Genomic DNA, 4,531 nt, shown 5'->3' with positions numbered 1-4,531 from the left:
CAATCCGGCGGTCAACGAGGTTTTTTCGTGCCATCAGGAATCCTCAGTCAGGATTTAGCTTCATAGACAATTTTGCCGCATTTCGACCTATCGGCAAAGGTCCGATGTGTGGTTTAGCCACCTACGCTCGCGGCGAAGGCGGTTGAACGTACCGGGCTACATAACGGGCAAACTGACTATAGCTGATCCCCATTCCTTCGCCGTGCTGTTCGTAGATCAGAACCACCGGATAGCCCTCCTCGACCATTTTCCGGATGCTATCGAGGCGAGCCAAGAACGCCACACGACCAGCGCCCCGTGAGGATTTTTTTGGTGCTTCAGCCATAGGGACGGCTCCTTATCTGAGTTCGCGCTAAATCGCGCAAATGCGCATTAAATTGCATAAGCAATGCTACCGCCATATGCGAAGATGCGCAACTTAGCGCAAATATATGCGAATTAGCGCAAATGAGCGCGAGAGACTGTACGGAGAAAGACGCTTTCGCGTATAGTTGCGTAAGATTGCAGAGAAGAGGACGGCAAGATATGTGTTTGTAGCTACACGGCGGAGCCGCGCAGCCACAAACACCGGCCCTTACTCGCCTTTGGCTCGACGGCATCTTGCTCTGCGAGGCGCACGGTCGCTGCCGCGACAGAACACGAAAGGAGGGCAAACGCCCGATGGATGATGGCACCAAATGGGAGTCTGGGCGGCGCGACCGCACCATGCGCTTTCGCGTTACGGCAGAAGAAGCGTGCGAGATCGAGACACGCGCCAAAAGCGTTGGATTAACGTATTCCGACTATCTGCGATCCGCCGCCCTCAATCATCGCATCAGATCGGTCTACGACTTAAAGGCTGTGGCGGACCTTGGGCGGGTGAACGGCGACCTCGGCCGAGTGGCCGGGCTGCTAAAACTCTGGCTGGCAGAGAAGCGCGGGCAGGGCGCGCGGCCCATCGACGTTGAGAAGATGATGGCCGATTTCCGCACCATGCAGACAGAGCTATCGGCCATTATGCGTGCTGCACTGAAATAGCTACTGAGACTGGTGATCGGAATCAGCTTTTGTCGCAATTTGAGCACGCGCGCGGGCAACGTCTCCAAGCGCCGCCGCGATCAGCGCCGGGTCGCCGTCCTCCATCACGGCATCGAGATAGGCCGCAATGTCATCCTCGGTCTGGAGGTAGTTCACTACGTCATAGCGCCGGAATTTCACTTCCCTGCCTAGCTCCGCCACGTCGAACGGCTCACCCTTACCGGCTTCCAGTTCGGCCATTGCGTTGCGCGTGGTGCGGTTACGCGTCTCGGCCATGTGCAACCTCTCAAGTGGATTCCAGCACGCGCATTTCGACGTGCAGACCAGCAGTGGCCATCATGTTGACGAGCGTGTCGAGCGCGAACAGGTCGATTTTCCCGCGCAGCAGATCGGACACACGGGGTTGTGTCACACCGAGCCGGCGGGCCGCTTGGGTTTGGGTCCAGCCCTTACCGCGGATATGCTGTTCAAGCGCCATCATCAGCGCCGAGCGGAGTTTCATGTTCTCCGCTTCGGCGGCCGTGTCCTCGATGGCGTCCGACACGCTGGCAAAAGTCTCTTTGCTCATTGAGCTTGTTCCTATGCTTGATCAGGCTAGGAATTTAAACCGAACCAAATCATATCCAGCAAACTATACAAATTTTTGTATAATCCTGCAAATGCCGGTGTTTGGATTGTACAATCCAAAGTCGTGATCGGCACGTGTAATCGCTAACGCTGGCCCGGACGTCCGTCGCTGCCGCCAAGGTGGAAGCAGATCACCCACCGTTCAATGGGAATCGTCCAGGTGACGACCCCAGTTAGGTTTGCGTTTGTCGGAAGGCGTTCATGGGGTGCCTCGCGTCAGATCGCGGACGCGGCGGCAGTAAGTCTTCAATTCTTCGACCTGTGTGTTCTCAGTCACGCCGCCCGGCACTGGTGCGTGGTGAAAGTTGCGGGTGTAAAAGTTGATGTCCTTTAATTGATCAAGTGCTCTTTTGTATCGGTATTCAGTCGGAGCACCCTCGATCTTCCGGATAATTCCGTCGAGCATTTCGTCGGCATGGAAAAGCTCCGGATCACCATTACGATAAAAATGCTCTAACACCTTGCGCAGCAGCGCGCGTATCTCGGCCGGATCGCCCTCGGTCGCGTCGATGAACTGAATCATCTTCATGCGTTCGGTTTCGTTGCGGGGACGGGTTGCTTGTTCAAGATCAAAGGTTGCTAGGCTCGCCATGCCGGGTGCGCCGGTCTGGATGGCGCATGATGTGATCTTGCCCTGATCGATGCGATCCCACAGCAGGCGCAGAAAGCCCAACTCGTGCGAGAACACGAACACCTGCGCCGCCCGGTTCGTGAGCTTGTTGATTTCGTTCACGGTGAAGGTACGCCGAAACTCGTCCATGCTGGTGAACGGATCGTCGAGAACGACGATCGTTTCCGTGAGATGCGGGTCCGTGTTCACGGTGGCGAGAAAAAGGGCCAGGGCCAGCACGGACTTGTCGCCGCTCGAGAGCGTATTCTTGAAACTCGGCCCGGCAATGTCGTCCGCGCGCGGCGGCACGGGGGTCCTATTGATGAGGATCGCATACTCGGCGGCCGGTTCTTTCCCCCGGTAATTCGGCGGCTGATAGTCGATCTGAAAACCCGCGCCGAGCCGGTCGAGATAGGCGTTGATCGTCGCTCCCAGCCCTTCGGTCACGCGCTTGGTGTGGGCGGTCAGTTGGTCGCGCAACCCGTCCTTGCTGTCTTTCAGCGCCTTCTGGCGGTCCATAAGAGTTTGCCGGTCGGCGACGATGGCGGCTGTGTTGGCCTCGTAACGCTTTCTTCGCGCCTGTAGCACGGCCAACTCGTTCTTGACGGAGTCAAGGTTCACGCCGGCCTGCGCGCAGCGGAGGCCCTCAATGCGCTCGCCATAGGAAGCAATCTCGTGATTGTAGGCGACAATCGCGGCGCGTCCGCCGTCCCATTGGTGCGAGAGGTTTTCATATTCGTCCGCCGCCACGGGTGTAATCAAATCCTGCTGCTTCTGCTGAAAGACGCGATCAAGGGCGGCGGCGGTGGTATCCATCGCATCCGATAGGGCTTCGATGTCGAGCGTGGCTTCGCAACCCTCGCCCGTCAGCGTCTTCAGATTCCCGATGGCAGCGCGATTGGCGTCCGTCCTGGTGCCGATGGCCAGACGGAACTCCCCGCGCCTGTAACGCTCCAACGTTTGCCGCCGTTGCTTTACCTCGGCGGCAAGGGCTTTATAGGCTGCGCTGAAATAATCGCGGTATAGGTCGATCAGGCTGCGGTCTCGCAGTTCCTGGCCGCAATACGGGCAGCCCTGCGTGTCGTCGAAGGCGAGCCCGGCTTCGAGCCACGCTTCATGCGGCGGCGCATCGCGCCCCGCCGCGTGCCGAGCGATGTGGTCCTGAAGCCGGCGGTGCAGGTCGGCGGCAACGCCATCGACCGACTGCACCAGCGCGGCCGTCAAATCGGCGGCGGATGTCGGCACCGGCAAGGGCTGCGGCAGGTTGGCGGTGCGGATTTGTTCCTTCTCGGTCGCCCGCCGAACCTCTCTTTCCTTTTCGGCGATGACGTTGTCGGCGTCCTCAAGGCGAGCGAGGCCGGCGAAGTCGCTGGCGCTCATGCGCGGCAGGCCCAAAGTGGCGGCCGTCGCCTGAAGGACGCCCTCCTTCTCTTTCAGCAACTGCCCGACTTCCTTCAGTTCTTTATCGACTGTTTGAATCTGCCCGATCAGCGCCACGCCTTCAGCGCCAACGACAAGACCGTATTGGCGTTTCAAATGGTCGTGAGAGACGGAGTCGCCAGAGTAGACGTTTTCGTTGATGAAGACCTGATCGAACACGGCGATCCGTGGGCGCGGTCCGGTCCAGGCAGAACCGTCGAAGGCGGATTGCTGCCCATCCACCAACAGGATGACTTTCTGCCGGCCGCCGGTCGCCAGCGTCTCCCGGCCACGGATGATGTCAGGCTGATTGCGGGTGAGCGACCGCAGTATGTCGGCGAGCGTGGATTTGCCCCAGCCATTTTCACCGAAGACGAGCGCAACCGGGGAGAAGCGGAGGCTGCCGGGTACGTTCAGTTTCTCAAAGCGCCCGACCTTTTGGATATCGATGATCTTCTGAAGTGCCGGCATACGCCCCCGACCTTCCCTTTAGCCCTTCGTGGCTTTCTTCCCTGTGAGCACTTCTTCCGATAGTTTGTTCATTTCATCAAGAATTTCCGCGCGCGAAGCATCGTTCTTTGCGAGATGAGCCTTCTTACACAAGTCCACGATCTTCGTATGTCGTGCATCGGCCGCTTTAAAGCGAGGGATGCTCATGTGTTTGAATATGTTGCTGACCTGAATCTGGATGGTGTGACTTTCTATATATTCCTTCACCATTGCTGAATTGAGCATAGCGCAGACAAAATAGGAAGTATTTTCGTCGTCGAAATCCGCGAAATAAACCTTGTGATCCGGTACGAACGGCCTCTCCCCGGCAAGCGGAACGCGCCCGGTCGTGACAACGACAGCCTCGAA

General features: G+C 58.2%; 6 protein-coding genes. 1 reads left to right on the top strand and 5 read right to left on the bottom strand.

What is annotated here, in order from left to right; genetic code table 11:
- Positions 1 to 121 precede the first annotated feature (121 nt).
- On the bottom strand, positions 122 to 325 hold the full coding sequence (locus HNQ73_RS18260) for a TraK family protein (protein ID WP_183336754.1): 204 nt from the start codon (positions 323 to 325) through the stop codon (positions 122 to 124).
- A 335-nt stretch (positions 326 to 660) separates the two neighbouring features.
- Between HNQ73_RS18260 and HNQ73_RS17755 the strand changes: the two genes are divergently transcribed.
- Entirely contained in the window at positions 661 to 1,017 is a 357-nt protein-coding gene (locus tag HNQ73_RS17755) for a plasmid mobilization protein (protein ID WP_183336752.1), read from the top strand.
- On the opposite strand, the gene HNQ73_RS17750 is transcribed toward HNQ73_RS17755, so the two are convergent.
- The 4 genes from HNQ73_RS17750 to HNQ73_RS17735 all read right to left on the bottom strand — a co-directional run.
- Positions 1,018 to 1,293 carry a helix-turn-helix domain-containing transcriptional regulator gene (locus HNQ73_RS17750; RefSeq protein WP_210305402.1) on the bottom strand — a complete coding sequence of 92 codons (276 nt, stop codon included), beginning with the start codon at positions 1,291 to 1,293 and terminating at the stop codon, positions 1,018 to 1,020.
- A gap of 10 nt (positions 1,294 to 1,303) precedes the next feature.
- Entirely contained in the window at positions 1,304 to 1,585 is a 282-nt protein-coding gene (locus HNQ73_RS17745; RefSeq protein ID WP_183336750.1) for a helix-turn-helix domain-containing protein, read from the bottom strand.
- 258 nt (positions 1,586 to 1,843) lie between these two features.
- Positions 1,844 to 4,144: an AAA family ATPase gene (locus HNQ73_RS17740; protein ID WP_183336748.1), complete on the bottom strand. Its 2,301-nt coding sequence runs from the start codon at positions 4,142 to 4,144 to the stop codon at positions 1,844 to 1,846.
- An 18-nt stretch (positions 4,145 to 4,162) separates the two neighbouring features.
- On the bottom strand, positions 4,163 to 4,531 hold a 369-nt coding region (locus tag HNQ73_RS17735; protein WP_477099932.1), incomplete at its 5' end, for a restriction endonuclease subunit S domain-containing protein.

This window comes from Chelatococcus composti (assembly GCF_014201415.1).
Taxonomy (GTDB): domain Bacteria; phylum Pseudomonadota; class Alphaproteobacteria; order Rhizobiales; family Beijerinckiaceae; genus Chelatococcus_A; species Chelatococcus_A composti.
This window is presented reverse-complemented; position numbering and strand designations above follow the sequence as displayed.

Bases quoted from the DNA above. Each gene is read 5' to 3' on its own strand.
- HNQ73_RS18260 (WP_183336754.1), bottom strand. From the start codon at position 325: ATGGCTGAAGCACCAAAAAAATCCTCACGGGGCGCTGGTCGTGTGGCG.
- HNQ73_RS17755 (WP_183336752.1), top strand. From the start codon at position 661: ATGGATGATGGCACCAAATGGGAGTCTGGGCGGCGCGACCGCACCATG.
- HNQ73_RS17750 (WP_210305402.1), bottom strand. From the start codon at position 1,293: ATGGCCGAGACGCGTAACCGCACCACGCGCAACGCAATGGCCGAACTG.
- HNQ73_RS17745 (WP_183336750.1), bottom strand. From the start codon at position 1,585: ATGAGCAAAGAGACTTTTGCCAGCGTGTCGGACGCCATCGAGGACACG.
- HNQ73_RS17740 (WP_183336748.1), bottom strand. From the start codon at position 4,144: ATGCCGGCACTTCAGAAGATCATCGATATCCAAAAGGTCGGGCGCTTT.